The sequence below is a fragment of the Cellvibrio sp. genome, from assembly GCF_053579595.1.
Window position 1 is genome coordinate 1 of sequence record NZ_JBRFPI010000511.1, and the last position, 2555, is coordinate 2555.

Annotated in this window: 3 protein-coding genes; all 3 read left to right on the top strand. The window is 50.2% G+C overall.

Features of this window, described 5'->3' with window-relative positions:
- The coding region (locus tag ACWA6V_RS20500) for a FliG C-terminal domain-containing protein (protein ID WP_449524224.1) at positions 1 to 382 on the top strand (382 nt) is incomplete at its 5' end.
- A gap of 113 nt (positions 383 to 495) precedes the next feature.
- Positions 496 to 1395, top strand: a complete 900-nt coding sequence (locus ACWA6V_RS20505) for a flagellar assembly protein FliH (RefSeq protein ID WP_449524225.1) — start codon at positions 496 to 498, stop codon at positions 1393 to 1395.
- A gap of 2 nt (positions 1396 to 1397) precedes the next feature.
- Positions 1398 to 2555 (top strand): FliI/YscN family ATPase (locus ACWA6V_RS20510; protein ID WP_449524226.1); only part of this gene is annotated, 1158 nt, incomplete at its 3' end.

Consider the following 2555-nt stretch of genomic DNA (forward strand, 5'->3'; position numbering starts at 1 on the left):
CCTGGATGGTTCAATCGAAGCGGAATTAATGGAAGGCATCAAGGAAATCGACGAGGATATGGGCAACCAAATCCAGGATCTTATGTTTGTATTTGAAAACCTCAAAGAGGTGGACGATCGCGGTATCCAGGCATTGTTGCGCGAGGTCTCCTCCGATGTATTGGTCGTTGCACTCAAAGGTGCAGACGACGAACTCAAAGAAAAAATCTTCAAAAATATGTCCAAGCGCGCCGCCGAATTGTTGCGCGACGATCTGGAAACCAAACCACCAATGCGTTTGGCCGATGTGGAAGCCGCGCAAAAAGAAATCCTTATTACCGCGCGCCGTATGGCCGATGCAGGCGAAATTATGTTGGGCGGCGGTGGCGACCAAATGGTTTAAGTACGGGGTCGTTGAAAAATACATTTCTCGTCATAGCAGTACATTTCTCATCATAGAAGTACATTGCTCGTCATACCCGCGAACGCGGGTATCCAAATTGAGATAGAGCGTCCATGTCGGATAACAGTTTGCTAAATCGTATTCCCGCTGAAGTGGTTGAAAATGCCACGACTTGGGTAATTCCTCCGATTACGGAACACGGCAAAATTTTGTCGTCGGCAGAAAAAGAAGCGCGTGAACGACGTGAACGGTTGTTGCGCCGCGAAAAAGAAACGATTGAAACCGTTGAAATCCCCGAGCCGGAAGCGCCACCACAATTAGGCATGACCGCCGAGGAGATGCAGGCGATTTTTGACACGGCAGAAAAAGACGGTTTTGAGCAGGGGCATAAGGAAGGTTTTACTAAAGGCAATGCCGAGGGATATGAAGCCGGGCGTCAGCAGGGACTAATGGAAATGCGCGCGCAGCTGGTTGCCGAGCAGCAGCGTTTTCAAAAATTGGCCAATGCATTGCTCGAGCCCATTAGCGCACAAGATACCGATGTAGAACATCTATTATTGGATGTGATTTGCACGCTCACCCAAAGTGTGGTTCAGCGCGAATTACTGACGGATTCCTCCCATATTGTCGGCCTGGTTAAAAATGCGGTAGATGCATTGCCGATCGGCAGTAAAAACATCCGTGTCTGTTTAAATCCTGACGATCTCGCCGCTGTTGAAACCTATGCTGCAGAACAGCAATTGGCCTGGAGTTTTTTTGGTGATGGGGAGTTATTGCCCGGCGGTTGCCGCATAGAAACGCCGGAAAGCCGTGTGGACTTTTCTGTATCGGCACGTTTGCAAACCGTATTGGAACAATTTATTTCCAAGCAGTTGGCAAGTGGAGACAGAGACGATGACGAAGGTGATGATTCGTTTGCTCACGGAAATATGTTGGATAAAGCGGAGCTGGGGAACGAGAAAGAAAGTGAAAAAAAATCTGACTTGAAACCTGATCAACAGGATGAGGTGTAAGCATGTCGGAACGTCAGTCTATTGGTTCTCGTTTGCGCACTTACGCACCGCGTAAATTAGTTGTGGTGGAACCGCAGGCAGAAGGGCGTATTACCCGCTCAGTCGGATTGACTCTGGAAGCAGTGGGTTTGAATGTGTCGGTTGGTCGCCAGTGTGAAATTATCAATAGCGATAACCGCCGGATTGAAGCGGAAGTGGTTGGTTTTTCTGGCGATAAAGTTTTTTTAATGCCGATTAAACGCGTTGAAGGCCTGCAGCCAGGCGCGCGGGTTGTACCTATTGCCACCCAAATGGGGATGCGGGTTGGCCCGCATTTATTAGGCCGTGTTGTGAATGGCATCGGCCAACCGTTGGATGGTAAAGGCCCACTCGTTGGCGATGAATTCCTCGATTTCACTCCGCACGAAATTAATCCCTTGCAGCGTCACCCAATTAGCGAGCCGCTGGATGTAGGTGTGCGTGCAATCAATGCATTGATTACCGTTGGGCGCGGCCAGCGTCTGGGTTTAATGGCCGGTTCAGGTGTGGGTAAAAGTGTGCTCTTGGGGATGATGACCCGCTTTACCACAGCCGACGTAGTTGTTGTGGGGTTAGTAGGCGAGCGTGGCCGTGAAGTAAAAGAATTTATTGATCACATCCTCGGTGAGGAAGGTTTGCGCCGCGCGGTTGTGGTTGCATCACCCGCCGACGATGCTCCTTTAATGCGGTTGCGTGCATCGCAGTTGTCCAGCCGCATCGCTGAATATTATCGCGACCAGGGATTAAACGTGCTTTTGTTAATGGATTCACTAACACGCTTTGCCCAAGCCCAGCGTGAAATTGCGCTGGCAATTGGAGAGCCTCCGGCGACTAAAGGTTATCCGCCATCGGTGTTTGCCAAAATTCCGCAGTTAGTAGAACGCGCTGGTAATGCGGCTGAAGGTGCAGGTTCAATTACGGCCTTCTACACAGTGCTAACGGAAGGCGGTGACTTGCAAGACCCAATTGCTGACTCGGCGCGAGCGATTCTTGATGGCCACGTGGTGTTATCGCGGCGTTTGGCGGAGCAGGGAGTTTATCCCGCAATTGATGTCGAGGCCTCTATCAGCCGGGCAATGCAAAATATCGTTGATGATGATCATTTAAAAATGATGCAGCGCTTTAAACAGTTATTGGCGCGC